Genomic DNA, 18,447 nt, shown 5'->3' on the forward strand with positions numbered 1-18,447 from the left:
GCTTCTCATACATCCGGCCATCGGGCGAATTACCGGCCCGGTCCTCGCGCGCTGAATCGCGCCGGGGAGCCGGGACATATGCGCGACCCGTTTTTCCAGAACACGATACAGACAAGGACCTGAACGCGATGACGGATTCCCCGAACGGAACCGGCCGCGACTATCGCGAGACGCTTTTCCTGCCGCAAACCGATTTCCCGATGCGTGCCGGCCTGCCGCAGCGCGAGCCCGAATGGCTGAAGCGCTGGGCGGAGATGGACATCTATGGCCGTTTGCGCGCCAAGGCCGAGGGCCGGCCGCGCTTCAACCTGCATGACGGCCCGCCCTATGCGAACAACCACATCCACATCGGCACGGGGATGAACAAGATCCTCAAGGACTTCATCGTCCGTTCGCGCCAGATGCTGGGCCATGATTCGCCTTATCGTCCGGGCTGGGACTGCCACGGCCTGCCGATCGAATGGCAGGTGGAGAAAGAATACCGCGCCAAGGGCCAGTCGAAGGACGAGGTCCCGCTGACCGAGTTCCGTGCCGAGTGCCGCGCCTATGCCTCGAAATGGCTCGATGTGCAGCGCGAGGAGTTCCAGCGCCTCGGCGGCATCGGCGAATGGGCGGAGCCCTACACGACGATGGATTATGGCTCCGAAGCGGTGATCGCCTCGGAATTCCTGAAATTCGTGAAGAACGGGCTCGTCTATCGCGGCTCGTCGCCGGTAATGTGGTCGCCAGTGGAGCGCACCGCGCTGGCCGAGGCCGAGGTCGAATATCAGGACAAGGTGTCCTCCACGATCACGGTCCGATTCCCGCTGCGCGGTGTGAAGAAGGACGGCTCGGGTATACCGGGCGGGTTGGCCGGTGCGCATGTCCTGATCTGGACGACGACGCCGTGGACGATCCCCGGCAACAAGGCGATCTGCTTCTCCTCCCGCGTCGCCTACGGGGCCTACAAGGTGATCGCCGCCGACGCCGAGAAATTCACGCCCTGGGCGCGGCCGGGCGATCTCCTGATCTGCGCCGATGCGCTGTGGGAGAAGGTCGCGGGGGAAGCCGCGATCACCAAATGGGAACGCGTCAGCGACGTGAACCCGGACGGCTTCGTCTGCTCGCACCCCTTCGCCAGGCTGGACACCTACTGGGACTACCCGGTGCCGCTTCTGGAAGGCGATCACGTCACCGACGAGGATGGCACGGGCTTCGTCCACACCGCGCCGGGCCATGGCGCGGAGGACTATGTGGCCTGGATGGGCGCCAAGGAATGGCACGACAAGGGCGAGCCGATTCCGCACACGGTGGGCGAGGGCGGTGAATTCCTGCCGCACATCCCCCTGTTCGCGGGCCTCGAAATCATCCGCACCTCCGGCAAGAAGACGGGCGAGGACGGCCCGGCGAATGCCGCGGTGATCGAGAAGCTGGTCGAGGCCGGACTGCTTCTGGCGCGCGGACGTCTGGAGCACTCCTATCCGCACTCCTGGCGGTCGAAGGCACCGGTCATCTTCCGCAACACGCCGCAATGGTTCGTGGCGATGGACAAGCCCTTCCTCGACGGCAAGACGCTGCGCGATCTGGCGCTGAAGGCGATCGACGACACGCAATGGACGCCGGCGACGGCGAAGAATCGCATCCGGTCGATGGTCGAAGGCCGGCCGGACTGGCTGGTCTCGCGCCAGCGCGCCTGGGGTGTGCCGCTGACCATCTTCGTCAACAAGTCGACGGGTGAAATCCTCGACGACGAGGCGGTGCATGCCCGCGTGATCGACGCGATCGCGGCGGACGGCGCGGATGCCTGGTTCGACCGTCCGGCGGAGGATTTCCTCGGGTCCGAACACAATGCCGGCGACTGGGAAAAGGTGACCGACATCCTCGATGTCTGGTTCGATTCCGGCTGCACGCATGTCTTCACGCTCGAAGGCGCGGAGAGCCAGAAATGGCCGGCCAGCGTCTATTTCGAAGGCTCCGACCAGCACCGCGGCTGGTTCCAGTCCTCGCTGCTGGAATCGTGCGGCACGCGCGGCCGCGCGCCCTATGACGCGGTCGTCACGCACGGCTTCGTCATGGACGGCGAAGGCCGGAAGATGTCGAAATCTCTCGGCAATGTTGTCGCGCCCAACGAGGTCGCCAACAAGTTCGGGGCGGAAATCCTGCGACTGTGGGCCTCGTCCCAGGAATACACGGCCGACCTGCGGATCAGCGACGCGATCATCAACACGTCGGTCGATGCCTACCGCAAGATCCGCAACACGATCCGCTACCTGCTCGGCGCGCTCGACGGATTCTCCGAAGACGAGCTCCTGCCGGAGGCGGACATGCCGGCGCTGGAGCGCTTCATCCTGCACCGTCTGGCCGAGCTCGACCGCACGGTGCGGCAGGGCTACGAGACCTATGACTTCAAGCGGGTCTATGCGGCGCTGTTCAATTTCTGCATCGTCGATCTGTCGGCCTTCTATCTCGATATCCGCAAGGACAGCCTCTACTGCGACCGGCCGGATTCGGTCCGCCGCCGCGCCTGCCGCACGGTGATGGACGCGGTCTTCGACCGGCTTGTCACCTGGCTGGCGCCGATCATGCCCTTCACCATGGAAGAGGCGTGGGTCAGCCGCTATCCGGGCGACGACAGCTCGGTCCATCTGCAGGATTTCCCGGACACGCCGTCGGCCTGGCTCGACGCCGACCGCGCCGCGCGCTGGCAGACGATCCGCCGCCTGCGCCGTGTGGTCACGGGCGCGCTGGAAGTCGAACGCCGGGAAAAGCGGATCGGCTCGTCGCTGGAGGCGGCTCCGGTCATCCATGTCTCGACCGGCGATTATCGCGCCGCGCTCGAAGCGGAAGCGCCGGGCGGGGTGGACGACTTCCTCGCGGAAATCTCGATCACCAGCGCGGCGCATCTCGTCGAGGGCACGCTCCCGGCTTCGGCCTGGCGCCTCGAAGACGTGAACGACGCCGCCGTCGAGGTGAAGCCGGCCGAAGGGCGGAAATGCGCACGCTCGTGGAAAATCTCTCCCGACGTGGGCCGCGATCCGCGCTATCCTGAACTCAGCCCGCGCGACGCCGATGCCGTGGCGTGGTGGGATTCCCGCAAGGAGCGTGTCTGATCCATGTTTCGCCGCCGCTCATCCTCGACGCTGGCCATTATCGGCTTTGCCTTCGCGCTCCTGATCATTGCGCTCGATCAGGCGTCGAAATACTGGATCCTCTACATCCTCGATCTCGACGCGGGCGGGGCGGGCAGTTCGATCGAGGTCCTGCCCTTCTTCAACCTGACCATGGTGTGGAACCGGGGCATCAGCTTCGGCCTCTTCCAGGCGCAGGCGCTGTGGCAGAGCCTGATCCTTATCGCCTTCTCGCTCGCCGTGTCCGGCCTCCTTTGCGCCTGGATGCTGCGGGCAACCCGGCGGCTGCAGGTGTTTGCCTATGGCGCGATCATCGGCGGGGCGATCGGCAATGCGATCGACCGGGCGATCTACGGCGCCGTGGCGGACTTCCTCGACTTTTCCGATCTCGGTTTCAGCTGGGTGTTCAACGTCGCGGACATGGCGATCAATGTGGGTGTCGGCCTGTTGTTGCTCGACCTCGTGCTGAACAGCGAAAAGTCGAAATGAGCCAAAGGCTGGCAAGGACGGGCCAGCTTCGTTAAAACTCCCGTCCGAACGTCAACACCGGAGCGGAACACCATGCGTCAACGCGCCATCTTCATAAGCCTCGCCATCGCCGCCGTGGCGGTGACCGGCTGTTCCAACGTGCGCCAGGCGCTCGGTGCGGAAAAAGTCACGCCGGACGAGTTCCGCGTCGTGACCATCGCGCCGCTAACCGTGCCGCCGGAATACAATCTGCGTCCGCCGCGGCCGGGTGAGCCCCGTCCGGAAGACGTCTATCCGGATCAGGCGGCGCGTGCCGCGCTGTTCGGCCAGCAGGACAATTTCGAAGGCAGCGACGGCGAAGCGCTGCTCGTCGCCCGCGCCGGTGCCAGCGAAGCCGACCCCTTCATCCGTGAAATCGTGGACGGGGAAACGGCGGGGCTCGTGCGCAAGACGCGCAGCTTCACCGACCAGATCCTGTTCTGGCAAGGTCCGGGCACGACTTATCGCGATGCCGAGACGCCGCTTGACGCCGACGAAGAGGCCGCGCGCCTCGCCGAGGAACAGGCCCGAATCGACGCCGTGACCGGCGGCCAGCCCGTCGAGATCGAGCGCGACCGCAGCCGTATCGGCAAGCTGCCGGGTCTCTGATCCGCATACCATTCCCGTTGAAGGCGGCGCGGCTCCGGCCCGCCGCCTTTTTCTTTTCTCCGCTGACCGTGCGCTCGGCTTGACCGACTCGGGCCCGCGCGAAAGGCTGCCCCCATGAGCGTGATCCGCCGCCTGTCCCCGGGAACCGTCAATCGCATCGCCGCCGGCGAGGTGATCGAGCGCCCGGCTGCAGCGGTGAAGGAGCTGGTGGAGAACGCGCTTGATGCCGGCGCGCGGCGGGTGATCGTCAACGCCGAAGGCGGCGGGCTCAACCGGCTCGTTGTCGATGATGACGGGCGCGGCATGGATGCCGAGACGCTGGCGCTCGCCGTCGAGCGTCACGCCACGTCGAAACTGCCCATCGATGCCGAGGGCGAGGACGACCTCCTCCACATCACGACGATGGGGTTTCGCGGCGAGGCGCTACCCTCGATCGGCTCGATCTCGCGCTTGACGATCACCTCGCAGGCCGAGGGCGAAGGCGATGCCTGGACGATTGCGGTTGAGGGTGGCGAGACCTCGGAGGTCCGCCCGGCCCCGCCGCTGGGGCGGCCCGGCACGCGGATCGAGGCGCGCGACCTGTTCTACGCCACCCCGGCGCGCCTCAAATTCATGAAGACCGAGCGGGCGGAAGACAACGCCATCGCGGACATGATGAAGCGCATCGCGCTGTCCCGGCCCGACATCGCCTTCCAGCTGACGCTCGACGGGCGTTCGCGTCTCAACCTCGCGGCCGAGACCGGCGCGGAGCCTGATGCACGCAAGGCGCGGATGGCGGCAATCCTCGGCCGCGATTTCGGGGACAATGCGCTGGAGATCGACCAGGCGCGCGAGGGCGTGCGGGTGTCGGGCTTTGCCTCGCTGCCGACCTTCAATCGCGGCTCGGCGATGCACCAGTATCTCTTCGTCAATGGCCGCCCGGTGCGCGACAAGCTGCTCCATGGCGCGGTGCGCGGCGCGTATCAGGATTTCCTCGCCCGCGACCGGCATCCGGTCGTGGCGCTGTTCGTCGATCTCGAAGGCGGCGGCGTCGATGTGAACGTCCACCCGGCCAAGGCCGAGGTGCGCTTCCGCGATGCGGGGCTGGTGCGCGGTCTGATCGTCGGGGCGCTGCGCCATGCGCTCGCCGGGGCGGGGCACCGGGCGTCGACGACGGTGTCCGGTTTCGCGCTCGGCGCGGCGCGTCCGCAGGGCAGTCAGCCCCTGCCGCCGAGCTACCGCCCGATGCAGAGCTGGGGCGCGCCGCCGCCCTCGCAATTCGCCGAGACCGCGTCCTCGCTGCTGGGCGGGCATTCCGCCCGGGTCGAGCCGGACTGGCAGGCGCGTAACGAGACCGAAACCGCCGCGCCGGAGCCCGATCGTCCGCTCGGCGTGGCGCGCGCGCAGCTGCACGAGACCTATGTCGTGGCCCAGACCGGCGACGGCATTGTCATCGTCGACCAGCACGCCGCCCACGAACGCCTCGTCTACGAAAAGATGAAGGCGGCGATGGCCGGCCGCGGCGTGCCGAAACAGGCGCTGCTGGTGCCGGAAATTGTCGAGATGGACGAGGCCGATCTGAAGCGCATTCTCGAACGCGGTGAGGAACTCGCCGAACTTGGCCTGTCTGTCGAGCCCTTCGGCCCCGGCGCGCTGGCGGTGCGGGAGGTGCCGGCGCTGCTCGGCAAGCTCGACGTCCAGGGCCTCATCCGCGACCTCGCCGACGAACTCGCGGAATATGACGCGGCACTGTCGCTGAAGGAGAAGCTGGAGGAGGTTGTCGGCACGATGGCCTGCCACGGCTCGGTGCGCTCCGGCCGCCGCCTCACCGGCGAGGAGATGAATGCCCTGCTGCGCGAGATGGAGGCGACGCCCCATTCCGGCCAGTGCAATCACGGCCGCCCGACCTATGTCGAGCTGAAGCTGAAGGATATCGAACGGCTGTTCGGGCGGCGGTAGAGAGCCTTTAGAAACCTTTCTCCCCCCGCCTGCGGGGGGAGTGACCCGAAGGAGCGAGGGTGGATTTCCCCCCTCCGTCAGCTGCGCTGACACCTCCCCCGTAAACGGGGGAGGAAAACTACTCACCCCGCAAGAACAGCACCTTCGCCTTGCCCCAGTCGCGCTGGTCGAGAACGGTCCAGCCCGATGTGTCGGGCGTCTCGTCCTCGCCGACTTCGAGCACGACGAGGGCGTCGGGTTTCAGCCAGCCACCCTCCTTCAGCGTGCGCAGCGTCTTCGGTGCGAGGTCATGGCCGTAGGGCGGATCCATGAAGGCGATGTCGAAGGGCGGACCGACGCCGGCTGGCTTGGTGCCAAGCGCGGTGGCGTCGCGCCGGTGGATGCGGGTGATGCCGAAGAGCTGCAGCGCCTCAGCATTGTCGCGGATCGCGCCGCGCGCGGTGGCAGCGGTTTCCACGAAGAGGCAGAAACTGGCGCCGCGGCTGATCGCCTCGAAGCCGAGCGCGCCCGACCCCGCATAGATGTCCATCACCCGCGCGCCGTCGAGCGGCGGGGTCCAGTCGGCATGCTCCAGCACGTTGAACAGGGCCTGACGCGCCTTGTCGGAGGTCGGGCGCGTGCCCGACCCCTTCGGCGCCACGAGCGGGCGTCCGCCAAAGCGTCCGGCGACAATTCTCATCGGGACCGGCTTCCACGCGGTCCGGAGGGACGATCACCAGAACGGGGGGCCGGGCGTGATCCTTGCGGTTTGCCGGACCCTTGCGGCCGGCCGGGTCCCTGAGGACGGCCGGGACCCTTTTGCGGCCCGTCGCCTTGCGGTTTTCCGTCGCCCTTCGGCCCACCCGGCCCCTTGGATGGCGGACGTCCGCCGGACTTTCGCTTGTCGCCCATGGGCGGCTTCTTGCGCGTCGGAGTCTTCGCTTTCGCTTGCCCGCTGGCCGGGTCGTCGCCGGTCTGGTCCTTCAGCTTGGGCAGAAGGTGGCCGCACTGGTCGACCAGCACCCGGTTATTGACCGAAGCGACCTCGCCCTTGTCGAGGCTGCCGAGCTGGAAGGGGCCGTAGGCAGTCCGAATCAGGCGGTTCACGGTCAGTCCGACGGCGTTGAGCGCCTTCCGGACCTCCCGGTTCTTGCCTTCCTTCAGCGAGACCAGAAGCCAGACATTGCCGCCCTGCTTGCGTTCCACCTCGACTTCGATCGGGCCGTAGTGGATGCCTTCATGGGTGATGCCCTTTCTCAGCTTCGCGATCCCGTCCTCGGTCAGATCGCCAAAGGCGCGGCAGCGATAGCGGCGGGTCCAGGCGGTCGAAGGCAGTTCCAGCGCGCGGGCCAGCTCGCCGTCATTGGTGAGCAGGAGGAGGCCTTCAGACGTCAGGTCGAGCCGGCCGACCGAGATCACGCGCCCCATTTCCTTCGGCAGTGTCTCGAACACGGTCTCGCGCCCCTGCGGGTCCTTGTGCGTCGTCACCAGCCCGTCGGGCTTGTGATAGCGCCAAAGCCGTGTGCGTTCGGCCTCACCCACGGGCTGGCCGTCGACCGTGATCCGGTCCTTGTCGGTCACTTTCACGGCAGGCGTGGTCAGCGTCTTGCCGTTCAGCGTGATCCGCCCGGCCTCGATCATCGTCTCGACCTCGCGGCGGCTGGCGACGCCGGCGCGCGCCAGCACTTTGGCGATGCGTTCTCCGTCTGCGGTATCGTTCAAGACTTGACCCTTTCGCGGGCGCGCCGTACCGCCCGGACATGGACGAGGCGCGCGACAACCGGTTTATGCGGGCAGCCCTGCAGGAGGCGCAAGCCGCCGCCACTGCAGGCGAGGCGCCCATTGGCGCGGTCATAGTCGATCCGGCGACGGATAGCATCATCGCCGCCGCAGGCAATGCGCCGATTTCCACGCACGACCCGAGCGGGCATGCCGAGATCCGCGCCATGCGCCTCGCCGCCGAAACGATCGGCAATTACCGGCTCACGGGTCTCGAACTCTACGTCACGCTCGAGCCCTGCGCGATGTGCGCCGGGGCGATCAGCCATGCGCGTATCGGACGGTTGGTGTTCGGCGCGACCGACCCGAAGGGCGGGGCGGTGATCCACGGCCCGAAATTCTTCGACCAGCCGACCTGTCACTGGCGGCCGGCGGTCGAGCACGGCGTCATGTGGGAGGAAAGCTCGGCGATGCTGAAGGACTTCTTCAGGCAGCGGCGGACGAAAACGCGTTGAGCCGCGCTTGGAGGCCGGCTTTCACCCCGGGCCATTCCTCGGGCAGGATCGAGAAATAGACCGTATCGCGCCGCTCGCCGCGCCAGGTGTTGAGATGGCTGCGCCACGTCCCTTCGCGAACGAATCCGGCCTTGGTCATCGCGCCCTGGGAGCGCAGATTCTTGCCACCGGTCTTCAGCTCGACGCGCTGCGCCCCGCTGTCGAAGGCATTGCCGACGAGGAGAAGCTTGCAGGCCGGATTGACCGCCGTGCGGCGGGCCTCGGCGGCGTAGTAGGTCCAGCCGATCTCGACGCGCTGATGTTGAGGCACGATCAGCAGATAAGCGGAATGCCCGACCACCTTCCCGTCGCTCTTGCGGTAGATCACATGGCTGATCTGGTCGCGGTCCTGCGCCGCCAGCATCATGTCGAACCAGGTGTCGAAATGCGGCCCGAAGCCGGGCAGGGTCATCAGCGTCCATATGTCCTCGTCGTCGGCGACCGGGCGCAGCGGTTCGCGGTGGCGCTCCTCCATCGGCTCGAGGCGGACGAATTCGTTTTCGAGAACCCTCGGACGCAAATCCATGGCGGCTATCCCGTGGTGAGGAGGAGGATGCCCCTTATCACGTAGATGGTGCCGATCACCGTCACGATCCATTTCGTTGCATTGCGGAACTGGATGTCGCTCATCCGCTTCAGGACATGCGCTCCGAGCGTGGTGCCCAGCATGGCCAGCGGGATGGCCGCGAGCAGCCACCAGGGCTCGGCCAGCGCCCCCGCGGCAAGCGCCGGGACGATGTAGTAGGCGATCTTGAACCCGTGGGCGACGACTTGTGTCGCGGCCTTGGTCGCCACGACGGTGCGCCGGTCCATGCCGGTGGTGACGTAGAAGACGTCGAGCAACGGGCCGGAGACGCCCGCGACGATCCCCAGACCCGTGACACCGACACCTGATGCGATCGCGTGGGAGGTCTTGCGCGCATCGAGCGCGAACTGTTTCAGCGGCAGCCAGAGCAGGCCGGGGACAAGCCCCAGCACGATGAAGAGCCAGGCTTCCGGCAGGCGGATCATGAAGGCGAAGAGGAGCGCCGCAGCCGCTGCGGACCCGATCAGGTAGAGGCCGAGGATGCGCCAGTCGATCCAGCGGTGCCACAGAATTGCACGCCAGCCATTCGAGACCGACTGGATGGCGCCGTGAACGACCATCGCCGCGGAGACCGGAAGCAGAAAGGCGAGTACGCCCATCAGCATAAGCCCGCCGGCCATACCGAAAATTCCGGAAACAAAGGAGGTGACGAGGGCTGCGACAATAATGATCGGCCACGTCATGCGAATCCCCTCCCTTTTTCGTCAGGAGGTTTATAGTCGCCCCCAAAGGATGGCCATACGGCTGCTACGAACCACAAGGGGACGGGACATGGAATTCGCCTATTCGCCGCGCTGCCAGGAATATCTCGACAGGGTCCGCGCCTTCATGGACGCGCACGTCTATCCCAATGAAGCGACCTATGCCGAACAGCTGGCCGCCAACGGGCTCGATCGCTGGCAGCCGCTGCCGATCATCGAGGAGCTGAAGGAAAAGGCGAAGGCGGCCGATCTCTGGAACCTCTTCCTGCCGGAATCGGAAGACGGGGCCGGCCTGTCGAATCTCGACTATGCGCCGCTGTCGGAAGAGATGGGCCGGGTGCTGTGGTCGTCGGAAGTGTTCAACTGCTCCGCGCCGGACACGGGCAATATGGAAGTGCTCGCCCGCTACGGCACGGCGGAGCAGAAGGACAAGTGGATGAAGCCGCTGCTCGCCGGCAAGATCCGCTCCGCCTTCCTGATGACCGAGCCGGATGTGGCGTCGTCCGATGCGACGAACATCTCCTGCTCGATCCAGCGCGACGGCGACGAGTATGTGATCAATGGCCGCAAATGGTGGTCGTCCGGCGCCGGCGATCCGCGCTGCAAGATCTACATCCTGATGGGGAAGAACGACCCCGACGCGGAACGCCACAAGCAGCAGTCGATGATCCTGGTTCCCGCTGACACGCCGGGTATCACGGTCGTGCGTCCGCTCAACGTCTTCGGATATGACGATGCCCCGCATGGCCACATGGAAGTGCGGCTCGACAATGTGCGGGTGCCGGCATCGAACATGCTGCTGGGTGAAGGGCGCGGTTTCGAGATTGCGCAGGGCCGCCTCGGACCGGGCCGCATTCACCACTGCATGCGCACGATCGGTGCCGCCGAACGGGCGCTCGAACTCATGGTGCGCCGCGCGATGAGCCGGGTCGCCTTCGGCAAGCGGATCGCCGACCAGTCGGTGTGGCACCACCGCATCGCCCGCGCCCGGATCGACATCGAATCCTGCCGCCTTCTGACGCTGAAGGCCGCCTGGATGATGGACACGGTCGGCAACAAGGTGGCGCAGAAGGAGATCGCGATGATCAAGGTCGCGGCACCGACCATGGCGCTGAAAGTGATCGACGATGCGATCCAGGTGTTCGGCGGCGCGGGCGTGTCTCAGGACACGCCGCTGGCCAGCGCCTGGGCGGGCATCCGGACGCTGCGTCTGGCCGACGGCCCGGACGAGGTGCATGAACGCGCCATCGCCCGTATGGAAATGAAACGCCTGTCGAACGAGGGCTGAAACCGCCGGGAGGCGTGAAAGATGGACATTCTGGAGATCATTGCCGTGGTCGCCGCCGTCTTCGGCGCCGGGCTCGGGGCGTATGCTCTGGTCCGGCCCGAATTCGGGTCGAACCTGACACGGCTGAAGGCCGACCCGGCGCGGCCGGGCGGCTATGCCGAATTCCGGGCGACGCTGGGGGGCATGATGCTGCTCCTGCACCTCGCCTATATCGGTGCGGCGGTCACCGGTTTCGGTGCGATCGGCGCGGCGGCCGTCCTTTCCGCCGGATGGGGCGGGGCGGCGCTCGGCCGGATCGTCTCCCTCCTCCTCGATGGCGACAAGGGCGTGCGCGTCCAGCACACCTATCTCTCGGTCGCGATCGAGATCGTTGTGGCCGCGATTTTCGCCGCGCCGGTGGCGGCCTTCATCCTGACCGGACTGCCGACCCCCTGAACCGGGGTTTGACGCGAGCGGTCCGTGACCGCCAAGGTGCGCACCGTTTCACGGAGTATGATCCATGCCGCTTGCCAGCCTGTTTGCTGCCGTCGTCTTGCAGAGCACGCCCTTCACCGAGGATCCCGCCGTCCTCGACGAGTACATGAAGCATGCCTGCCGCGTGCAGCAGGCGGTCAATCAGGGCGGCGAGGAAGCCGAGTACACTGCGTTCTGTGACTGCCTTAGCGCCGACATGGCGGAAAATTCCAGCGAAGCCCTGTTCCGGGCCATGGCACTGGGGAGCCAGGGCACGCTGCAGGATCAGGCCATGGTCCAGGACTGGGATGCCGCACGCGAGGAAAGCGAACGCGTGTTCGGCGCGCTTGAGCCGGAAGAGCAACTCTCGGCTGCCAATGTGATCCAGAACGGCGTGATGACCTGTCTGTCGCTGGCGCCCGTCCGGAGCGAATAGCGTGGCGGACGACACGCTGCAGGTCGACCTCGTCATTGATTTTGTCTGCCCGTGGTGCTGGCTCGGCCATCGCCACTGGCAAAAGGCGCGCGAGCTGATGCCGGAGGTCGCGACCGAGACCATCTTCCGGCCGCATGAGCTCGACCCGTCCATCCCGCCGCAGGGCCTGCCCTACAAGGCTTATATGGAAGCGAAATTCTCCGGCACTAACCGGGAACGGTGGCAGCAGATGAGCGAGCATCTCGAAGCCGCCGCGCCGGCCGCCGGGATCGAGTTCCGCTTCGGCGAGATCGAACACCGGCCCTCGACCGTGAACGCGCACCGGCTGATGCGCTGGGCGCGGGGTCAGGACAATGCGGTGGCGGAGACGATCGCCGACCGGCTTTTCTCCGCCTATTTCAAGGAATTGAAGGATATAGGCGACCCGGAGGTGCTGATTGCGATCGGCGCCGAAGCCGGTCTCGACAAGGCGATCCTCACCGATCTTTTCTCCACCGACCGGGATATGGCGGCGGTCCGCGACGAAGCGATGTTCTTCGCCCGGCTCGGGGTGAACGGCGTGCCGACCTATATCCTCAACGGCAAGTTTGCCGTGCCCGGCGCGGTCGCGCCGGAAACCCTCGTCGAGGCTGCGAAGGAAGCCCTTGCCGACGGGGATTGAGAATTTTCAGCAGACGACCGGATTTCGTCCTAGTCTCGCCGAAAGCTCTTCAGGGAGGAAGCCTAATGAGATCTCTCGTTTCGATTTTCGGAGCCGCGGCGGTCGCGTTCGTGCTGGCCGGTTGCGGCGGTTCGGATGATCCCGCCGAGGACGCGCCGGAGGCCGTGAACGGCCAGATGGATTATCAAGACGGCGATGATGCCGCACAAGATGACGAAGATGCCGGCAATGATGTCGCATCATCCGGCGGTGATGAGCCGATGACGTCCGCCGGGACCGACCCGGAATTCATCGAGGGTTGCCTGCAATCCACGAATTTGTCGCGCGAGACGTGCATCTGCGTCGCCGCGTCGGCGCGGGAAGAACTGAGCGAGGATGTGCAGGATTTCCTCGTCGCCTCGATGAACCAGCGCGCCGAGGAAGCCACGGAAATCCGCATGCGTCTGACGATCGAAGAAGTCACTAGCGCAGCGATGTTCATGACGAACGAAACGCGCGAATGCGTTGAACGCGGCTTCAACTAACAGGGATCAGTCATGACGGCGATCGAAGCCGCCGCGCTCTACGCGGCGATCAACATCCTGATTCTGCTTGTCCTTGGCCTTGGTACCGGTTTGGCGCGCGGGCGGCACAAGGTGAATTTCGGAACCGGCGGCGTTCCCGACATGGAGCTGCGCATCCGTGCTCACGCCAATGCGGCGGAGTGGATTCCGGCAGCTCTGGTGGGGCTGGTTATCCTCGCCCTCGTCGGCGCGCCGGCCTTCCTGATCCACGTGCTGGGCGTGGCACTGTCCCTCGCCCGGGTGGCGCATGCCTCGACCATGGGGCTGGGCAAACAGTCCGGTCCCGGCCGGACGATCGGCGCCTTGCTGACCGCGCTGGTCTATCTCGCGCAGGTCATTGCCCTGTTCTGGTATGCGGTGATGTAGACGGCGCGTTGCCTGAAACCCCTGCGGGGGCTAGGCATGCGGCATGAGCCAGCACACCGACGCCCCCGATCCCGCACGCCTTCAATCCATCGCCGACGAGCTCGTCGCCCTGGCCCGGAAGGGCGGGGCGGACGCCGCCGAGGCGGCGGTGATCGAATCGCGTTCGACCGAAGTGTCCCTGCGCGACGGGGAGCTTGAGGACATCGAGCGCTCCGAGTCGCAGGACGCCGGCTTGCGCGTCATGATCGGCAAGCGGCAGGCGGGCGTGTCCTTCTCCGACCTGTCGCCCGACGGCCTCAGAACCGTTGTGGAGCGGGCGATTGCGATGGCGCGCATTGCCCCGGAGGACAAGTGGGCCGGGCTCGCCGAACCGGGACAGCTCTGCGAACACGCGCCCGAAATCGCCATGTTCGAGGACGGCGACTGGAGCCCCGAACACCTCGAAGCGCTCGCTGCGGAAGCCGAGAAAGCCGGCCGCGCGGTCGACGGCGTGACGATGACGGAATCCTCGACCGCAAGCCGGGGAACGGCGACGGGCGCGGTTGCCGCGTCGAATGGTTTTGCCGGCAGCTGGCGTAAATCCACCATGGGCTATGGCGCGGTGATGATCGCCGCGCGCGATGGCGCGATGGAGCGCGACTACGCCTTTACCCAGGCGCGGCGCGAGGCCGATCTGCGTTCCGCGGAAGAGATCGGCAGGGAGGCCGGAGAGCGAACCGTTGCCCGTCTCGGACCGAAAACCCTGCCGTCGGGCAAGCGGCCGGTCGTGTTCGATCGCCGCGTGTCGAGCGTCTTCCTGTCCTCGCTGTGTGGCGCGATCAGCGGTCCGGCGGTGGCGCGCGGCGTGTCCTTCCTGCGCGACAAGCGCGGTCAGAAAGTCTTCGCCGACGGCATCCGCATTCTCGACGTGCCGACCCGCGACTGGGGTCTCGGATCGCGGCCGTGGGATGGGGAAGGCTTGCCGGCGCGGGACTGGGCGGTGATCGAGGACGGGGTTCTTACGGACTGGTTCCTCAACCTTCCCGCGGCCCGCCAGCTCGGCCTTGAGCCCAATGGCTGCGCGGCGCGCAATCTCGGCGGACCTCCGGGCGCAGGTCCGAGCAATCTGCATCTCGATGCCGGAGACTCCTCGCCGGAGGACATGATCGGCGGGATCGCCGACGGGCTGCTTGTGACCGACATGTTCGGACCCTCGCTCAATCCGAATACGGGTGACTGGTCGGTCGGCGTGTCCGGGTTCCGGATAGCGGGCGGCGCGGTCGATCACCCCGTCAGCGAGATCACGGTCGCGGGTAATCTGGTCGATATCTTTGCCCGGCTGGTCCCGGCCAATGACCTTCTCTTTCGTCATGCGGTGAACGCGCCGAGCGTGCTGGTCGATGACCTCTCCGTTGGCGGATCCTGATCGCGCCCTGATACGCGAGGCGGCCCGCGCGGCGGGCGAGATCCTTGCCGACTTTTTCCGGCGCGGGGCCGAGGCCTGGGAGAAGAGCCGCGGAAATCCGGTCACCGAAGCCGACCTGGCAGCGGAGAAGACTCTGGAATCGCTCCTGAAAACGGCGCGCCCCGACTATGGCTGGCTGTCCGAAGAGAGCGTCGATGACGGGACCAGGCTGACCGCGCGGCGCAGCTTCGTGATCGATCCGATGGACGGCACGCGCGCCTTCATCAAGGGCAAGCCGCATTTCACGGTTTCGATCGGCGTGGTCGAGGAAGGCTGTCCGGTCGCGGGTGCGATCTTCAACCCGATCACGGCCGAAATGTTCGATGCCGCCAAGGGCGAGGGCGCAACTCTGAATGGCGAGGCGATCCACCCGAGCGACCAGCCGACTCTAGCGGGCGCCCGGCTTCTCGGCGATCCGCACCTGTCGCGCGGTCTTCTGGAGGAAGGCACGACGATCGAGTCGCGCAATTCGATCGCCTACCGGATCGCGCTGGTTGCCGCCGGACGGTTCGATGCCTCGGTTTCGCCGCGGCCGAAATCGGACTGGGATCTGGCGGCGGCGGACATCATCATGTCCGAGGCAGGCGGCCTCCTGACCGACCATGCCGGGCAGCCATACCGCTACAACACGGATACGGTGCAGTGCCGACCGCCGCTGGCGGCTGGTCCGAGGCTTCACGCATTGCTAAGAGACCGGCTTCAAAACAAGACCTAGACATCTACCCAACGGAGCCCCCATGCCCGACCGTCAGCTGCTTCATCTCGTCATTGGCGGCGAATTGTCCGAAGTCAGCCCGCACGCCAACCAGTTCAAGGATCTGTCCAAGGTCGAATTCGTCGGGGCCTTTGCCAATTACGACGATGCGCGCCGCGCCTGGAAGCAGGCCGCGCAAGCGACAGTGGACAACGCACACATGCGCTATTTCATTATCCACGCCCACAAGCTGCTCGATCCGTCGTCGGATCACCACTGATCGGCGGGCGGGAAAGAGGTCCGATTGAACGCGGAAACGCCCCGCGCCCGTTCCACAGGTGAACTGACCGCCCGGTTGTGGCGCGACTGGCTGGCGCATCGCTGGCCGCTGGTGCTTGTCGCAGTGCTTCTCTCCGCGCTCACGGCTGCTGCGGTGTCGAGCTATGCCTTTGTCCTGAGCTGGACGATGGAATTGCTCGAGCGCAGCGACGAACGGGTGATCTGGATTGCGCCGATCGCCATCTTCGCGATGACGGCGGTGCGCGGCTTGTCGCTGTTCGCCCAGACGGTCCAGACCAACCGGCTCGCTTTGCGGGTGATGCAGGAATTGCAGGAACGCATGTTCGTGCGGCTGGTGCGCGCCGATTTCGCGCGCCTGCTGGCCGAGCCCGTCGGGTCGCTGGTCTCCCGGTTCACCAATGACATCACGCTCTTGCGAGAGGCGCTGGTCCGCGCCGCCAACAATCTCCTGCGCGACACGCTGACCGTGGTCGGCGCTGTCGCGGCGATGTTCTGGTTCGACTGGATGCTCGCCATCCTCGTCCTCTTCGTCTACCCGATCGCGGCCCTGCCGGTCGTGCGGATCGGCCAGCGGCTGCGCAAGACGTCCAACGAGGCGCAGCAGCAGATGGGTGAGGTGACGAGCTTCCTCGAGGAAAGCTTTTCCGGCGTCCGGATGGTGAAGACCTATCAGCTGGAAGAATACGAGGAGAAGCGCTCGCACGGTGCCTTCCTCAAGCGTTTCAGACTGGCCCTGAAGCTGGCGGCGTCCAGGGCTCGGGTCGATCCGATCCTGGAAGTCATTGGCGGGATCGCGCTTGCCGGCGTGCTGGGCTTCGCTGGCTGGCGGATATCCAATGGCGAAATGAGCGTGCCCGACGTTATCGGCTTTATCGCCGCGATCGGTGTGATGGCCCCTGCCGTGCGCGCCCTCGGCACATTGAACGCCGTCGTCCAGGAAGGTCTGGCCGTTCTGGACCGGGTGTTCACCGTGATCGATACGCCCGACGCCGTCACCGAAGCACCGGATGCTAAGCCTCTGAAACTCTCCGGCGGCGCGGTCGAGTTCGACAACGTCGCCTTCGCTTATGGCGAGGATGCGCCAGCTCTCCACGGCATCTCGATGAGGGCAGAGCCGGGACAGACGATTGCCTTCGTTGGCCCGTCCGGGTCCGGCAAGACGACCATCCTCAACCTCATTCCACGGCTCTACGACCCGACCGAAGGCCGGGTCCTGATAGACGGGCAGAACATCAGGTCCGCGACCATCGCGTCGGTGCGACAGACCATCGCCCTTGTCAGTCAGGACGTGACGCTGTTCGACGACACGGTGCGGGCCAACATCGCATTCGGCCGGCTGGATGCGAGCGACGAGGAGATCGCCGCGGCGGCGAAAGCAGCTGATGCGCATGACTTCATTACCGCTCTGCCGGGCGGATACGACGCGCCGGTGGGGCCGCGCGGCGGGCAATTGTCCGGTGGTCAGCGCCAGCGGATTGCGATTGCGCGCGCCATCCTCAAGGACGCACCGATCCTGCTGCTCGACGAGGCGACCAGCGCGCTCGACGCCGAAGCCGAAGCGCGGGTGCAGGAGGCGCTATCGCGGCTGACCGAGGGCCGGACAAGCTTCGTGATTGCCCACCGGCTGGCCACCGTGCGTAATGCCGACTGGATCTATGTGCTCGATCAGGGGCGGATTGCTGAACAGGGCCGTCACGACGACCTCGTTGCGAAGGACGGGCTCTATGCCCGCCTGTCGAAGCTGCAATTCGCGGCGGGCTGACGCCTATTCCCGGCGCAGGAGTTTCTCGGTCAGGAGACTGCCCCACCAGCTGGCCATGAAGCCGTCATGGGTCGCCTGACGGTCGTACTTCGTGCGGACCCATTCGAGGAAATCGATCGGCTCGGCCTCGTTCGCGAGCCGGTATTGCTCGAAGAAGTAGTCGAGCATGCCGGTCTTGCCCTGCTTCACGTGCAGGTATTTGAACGAGAGGTGGTCGATCGCTTCCTCGAAGGACGCACCTTCGTGCAGCAGCATGTACATCACCGCGACGATACCGGCCCGGTCCGCGCCGGACTTGCAGTGCATCATCGCGGGGTATTCGATCGAATTGAACACTTCGATCAACCGTTCGATGCGATCGACATAAGGCGCTTCGCGGGACCCCCAGGGCAGGTCGACGATGGCGAGGCCGTGACGCTCGCAGGCGTCGTGTTCGAGATCATAGTAGGGCCGTCCCGGTTGGGTGCCGCGCAGGTTCAGGATGGTCTTGAAGCCGTTGTCTGCCAGCCATTTGATCCGGTTCGGCGAGGGCTGGTTGGCGCGCCACATGCCCTTGGTGCCGACCGGATGCATGTTGTGGAATTTCAGGCGCAGGACGCCATGGTCCTTCCACAGATAGTCCTGCCAGGCGCGTTCGCGGTCAGCCGCATTGGTCAAATCGTAAGCCATCAGGCGCAATGGTCCTGCTACAACCCTTTCGCGGGGGTTTAGGCGGGCTTATCTCCCCCCGCAACTCCCGCCCGGACTTGACCCGCAAGTCGGGCATTGCGAGCAAGGTGA

Annotated in this window: 20 protein-coding genes; 15 read left to right on the top strand and 5 right to left on the bottom strand. The window is 66.0% G+C overall.

Annotated features, from left to right (window positions below; translation table 11 throughout):
* The first annotated feature begins 128 nt into the window (after positions 1-128).
* From ileS to mutL, 4 genes are all read left to right on the top strand, one after another.
* Positions 129-3,089: an isoleucine--tRNA ligase gene (gene ileS / locus L5876_RS12200; RefSeq protein ID WP_236956634.1), complete on the top strand. Its 2,961-nt coding sequence runs from the start codon at positions 129-131 to the stop codon at positions 3,087-3,089.
* A 3-nt stretch (positions 3,090-3,092) separates the two neighbouring features.
* On the top strand, positions 3,093-3,596 hold the full coding sequence (gene lspA, locus L5876_RS12205; protein WP_236956635.1) for a signal peptidase II: 504 nt from the start codon (positions 3,093-3,095) through the stop codon (positions 3,594-3,596).
* A 72-nt stretch (positions 3,597-3,668) separates the two neighbouring features.
* Positions 3,669-4,223: a DUF3035 domain-containing protein gene (locus tag L5876_RS12210; RefSeq protein ID WP_236956636.1), complete on the top strand. Its 555-nt coding sequence runs from the start codon at positions 3,669-3,671 to the stop codon at positions 4,221-4,223.
* A 114-nt stretch (positions 4,224-4,337) separates the two neighbouring features.
* Positions 4,338-6,161, top strand: a complete 1,824-nt coding sequence (mutL, locus tag L5876_RS12215) for a DNA mismatch repair endonuclease MutL (RefSeq protein ID WP_236956637.1) — start codon at positions 4,338-4,340, stop codon at positions 6,159-6,161.
* 118 nt (positions 6,162-6,279) lie between these two features.
* Here the strand turns inward: mutL and rsmD are convergent, their stop codons facing one another.
* Together rsmD and L5876_RS12225 are read right to left on the bottom strand one after the other, a co-directional pair.
* Positions 6,280-6,840, bottom strand: a complete 561-nt coding sequence (gene rsmD / locus L5876_RS12220; RefSeq protein WP_236956638.1) for a 16S rRNA (guanine(966)-N(2))-methyltransferase RsmD — start codon at positions 6,838-6,840, stop codon at positions 6,280-6,282.
* Entirely contained in the window at positions 6,837-7,862 is a 1,026-nt protein-coding gene (locus tag L5876_RS12225; RefSeq protein ID WP_236956639.1) for a pseudouridine synthase, read from the bottom strand. Before L5876_RS12225 ends, rsmD begins: the two co-directional genes overlap by 4 nt.
* Before the next feature lie 65 nt (positions 7,863-7,927).
* Between L5876_RS12225 and L5876_RS12230 the strand changes: the two genes are divergently transcribed.
* Positions 7,928-8,374: a nucleoside deaminase gene (locus L5876_RS12230; protein ID WP_236956640.1), complete on the top strand. Its 447-nt coding sequence runs from the start codon at positions 7,928-7,930 to the stop codon at positions 8,372-8,374.
* Here L5876_RS12230 and L5876_RS12235 read toward each other — a convergent pair.
* Both L5876_RS12235 and L5876_RS12240 read right to left on the bottom strand, forming a co-directional pair.
* Positions 8,346-8,939 carry a GNAT family N-acetyltransferase gene (locus L5876_RS12235; protein ID WP_236956641.1) on the bottom strand — a complete coding sequence of 198 codons (594 nt, stop codon included), beginning with the start codon at positions 8,937-8,939 and terminating at the stop codon, positions 8,346-8,348. The two genes, L5876_RS12230 and L5876_RS12235, sit on opposite strands and share 29 nt — an antisense overlap.
* A 5-nt stretch (positions 8,940-8,944) precedes the next feature.
* Complete coding sequence (locus L5876_RS12240; RefSeq protein ID WP_236956642.1) at positions 8,945-9,682, bottom strand: sulfite exporter TauE/SafE family protein; 738 nt, start codon at positions 9,680-9,682, stop codon at positions 8,945-8,947.
* An 88-nt stretch (positions 9,683-9,770) separates the two neighbouring features.
* Here L5876_RS12240 and L5876_RS12245 point away from each other — a divergent pair, with 88 nt between their 5' ends.
* The 10 genes from L5876_RS12245 (at position 9,771) to L5876_RS12290 (ending at position 17,667) form a co-directional block, all read left to right on the top strand.
* Positions 9,771-10,988, top strand: coding sequence for an acyl-CoA dehydrogenase (locus tag L5876_RS12245; protein WP_236956643.1), 1,218 nt, complete (start codon positions 9,771-9,773; stop codon positions 10,986-10,988).
* 21 nt (positions 10,989-11,009) lie between these two features.
* On the top strand, positions 11,010-11,423 hold the full coding sequence (locus tag L5876_RS12250) for a hypothetical protein (RefSeq protein WP_236956644.1): 414 nt from the start codon (positions 11,010-11,012) through the stop codon (positions 11,421-11,423).
* A 64-nt stretch (positions 11,424-11,487) separates the two neighbouring features.
* Positions 11,488-11,877 carry a hypothetical protein gene (locus L5876_RS12255; RefSeq protein ID WP_236956645.1) on the top strand — a complete coding sequence of 130 codons (390 nt, stop codon included), beginning with the start codon at positions 11,488-11,490 and terminating at the stop codon, positions 11,875-11,877.
* 1 nt (position 11,878) lies between these two features.
* Positions 11,879-12,538 carry a DsbA family oxidoreductase gene (locus tag L5876_RS12260; RefSeq protein ID WP_236956646.1) on the top strand — a complete coding sequence of 220 codons (660 nt, stop codon included), beginning with the start codon at positions 11,879-11,881 and terminating at the stop codon, positions 12,536-12,538.
* A gap of 65 nt (positions 12,539-12,603) precedes the next feature.
* Positions 12,604-13,062 (top strand): hypothetical protein, encoded by a 459-nt coding sequence (locus L5876_RS12265; RefSeq protein WP_236956647.1) that lies wholly within the window; start codon positions 12,604-12,606, stop codon positions 13,060-13,062.
* A gap of 12 nt (positions 13,063-13,074) precedes the next feature.
* The gene (locus L5876_RS12270; RefSeq protein ID WP_236956648.1) at positions 13,075-13,467 is read left to right on the top strand and encodes an MAPEG family protein; all 393 of its coding nucleotides are present in this window, start codon (positions 13,075-13,077) and stop codon (positions 13,465-13,467) included.
* Positions 13,468-13,510: 43 nt separating this feature from the next.
* Positions 13,511-14,872: a TldD/PmbA family protein gene (locus L5876_RS12275; protein ID WP_236956649.1), complete on the top strand. Its 1,362-nt coding sequence runs from the start codon at positions 13,511-13,513 to the stop codon at positions 14,870-14,872.
* Complete coding sequence (locus L5876_RS12280) at positions 14,847-15,626, top strand: 3'(2'),5'-bisphosphate nucleotidase CysQ (RefSeq protein ID WP_236956650.1); 780 nt, start codon at positions 14,847-14,849, stop codon at positions 15,624-15,626. Before L5876_RS12275 ends, L5876_RS12280 begins: the two co-directional genes overlap by 26 nt.
* A 22-nt stretch (positions 15,627-15,648) precedes the next feature.
* Positions 15,649-15,885, top strand: a complete 237-nt coding sequence (locus L5876_RS12285) for a DUF4170 domain-containing protein (protein WP_039718533.1) — start codon at positions 15,649-15,651, stop codon at positions 15,883-15,885.
* Between the two features lie 24 nt (positions 15,886-15,909).
* Positions 15,910-17,667, top strand: coding sequence for an ABC transporter ATP-binding protein (locus L5876_RS12290; protein ID WP_236956651.1), 1,758 nt, complete (start codon positions 15,910-15,912; stop codon positions 17,665-17,667).
* 3 nt (positions 17,668-17,670) lie between these two features.
* On the opposite strand, the gene L5876_RS12295 is transcribed toward L5876_RS12290, so the two are convergent.
* Positions 17,671-18,336, bottom strand: a complete 666-nt coding sequence (locus L5876_RS12295) for a beta-lactamase hydrolase domain-containing protein (protein ID WP_236956652.1) — start codon at positions 18,334-18,336, stop codon at positions 17,671-17,673.
* Positions 18,337-18,447 lie beyond the last annotated feature (111 nt).

The sequence above is a fragment of the Hyphobacterium sp. SN044 genome (assembly GCF_021864465.1).
GTDB lineage: Bacteria > Pseudomonadota > Alphaproteobacteria > Caulobacterales > Maricaulaceae > Hyphobacterium.

What these genes read in the sequence shown, in the direction of transcription:
- ileS (WP_236956634.1), top strand. Translation starts at nt 129, where the DNA reads ATGACGGATTCCCCGAACGGAACCGGCCGCGACTATCGCGAGACGCTT.
- lspA (WP_236956635.1), top strand. Translation starts at nt 3,093, where the DNA reads ATGTTTCGCCGCCGCTCATCCTCGACGCTGGCCATTATCGGCTTTGCC.
- L5876_RS12210 (WP_236956636.1), top strand. Translation starts at nt 3,669, where the DNA reads ATGCGTCAACGCGCCATCTTCATAAGCCTCGCCATCGCCGCCGTGGCG.
- mutL (WP_236956637.1), top strand. Translation starts at nt 4,338, where the DNA reads ATGAGCGTGATCCGCCGCCTGTCCCCGGGAACCGTCAATCGCATCGCC.
- rsmD (WP_236956638.1), bottom strand. Translation starts at nt 6,840, where the DNA reads ATGAGAATTGTCGCCGGACGCTTTGGCGGACGCCCGCTCGTGGCGCCG.
- L5876_RS12230 (WP_236956640.1), top strand. Translation starts at nt 7,928, where the DNA reads ATGCGGGCAGCCCTGCAGGAGGCGCAAGCCGCCGCCACTGCAGGCGAG.
- L5876_RS12235 (WP_236956641.1), bottom strand. Translation starts at nt 8,939, where the DNA reads ATGGATTTGCGTCCGAGGGTTCTCGAAAACGAATTCGTCCGCCTCGAG.
- L5876_RS12240 (WP_236956642.1), bottom strand. Translation starts at nt 9,682, where the DNA reads ATGACGTGGCCGATCATTATTGTCGCAGCCCTCGTCACCTCCTTTGTT.
- L5876_RS12245 (WP_236956643.1), top strand. Translation starts at nt 9,771, where the DNA reads ATGGAATTCGCCTATTCGCCGCGCTGCCAGGAATATCTCGACAGGGTC.
- L5876_RS12250 (WP_236956644.1), top strand. Translation starts at nt 11,010, where the DNA reads ATGGACATTCTGGAGATCATTGCCGTGGTCGCCGCCGTCTTCGGCGCC.
- L5876_RS12255 (WP_236956645.1), top strand. Translation starts at nt 11,488, where the DNA reads ATGCCGCTTGCCAGCCTGTTTGCTGCCGTCGTCTTGCAGAGCACGCCC.
- L5876_RS12265 (WP_236956647.1), top strand. Translation starts at nt 12,604, where the DNA reads ATGAGATCTCTCGTTTCGATTTTCGGAGCCGCGGCGGTCGCGTTCGTG.
- L5876_RS12270 (WP_236956648.1), top strand. Translation starts at nt 13,075, where the DNA reads ATGACGGCGATCGAAGCCGCCGCGCTCTACGCGGCGATCAACATCCTG.
- L5876_RS12275 (WP_236956649.1), top strand. Translation starts at nt 13,511, where the DNA reads ATGAGCCAGCACACCGACGCCCCCGATCCCGCACGCCTTCAATCCATC.
- L5876_RS12280 (WP_236956650.1), top strand. Translation starts at nt 14,847, where the DNA reads ATGACCTCTCCGTTGGCGGATCCTGATCGCGCCCTGATACGCGAGGCG.
- L5876_RS12285 (WP_039718533.1), top strand. Translation starts at nt 15,649, where the DNA reads ATGCCCGACCGTCAGCTGCTTCATCTCGTCATTGGCGGCGAATTGTCC.
- L5876_RS12295 (WP_236956652.1), bottom strand. Translation starts at nt 18,336, where the DNA reads ATGGCTTACGATTTGACCAATGCGGCTGACCGCGAACGCGCCTGGCAG.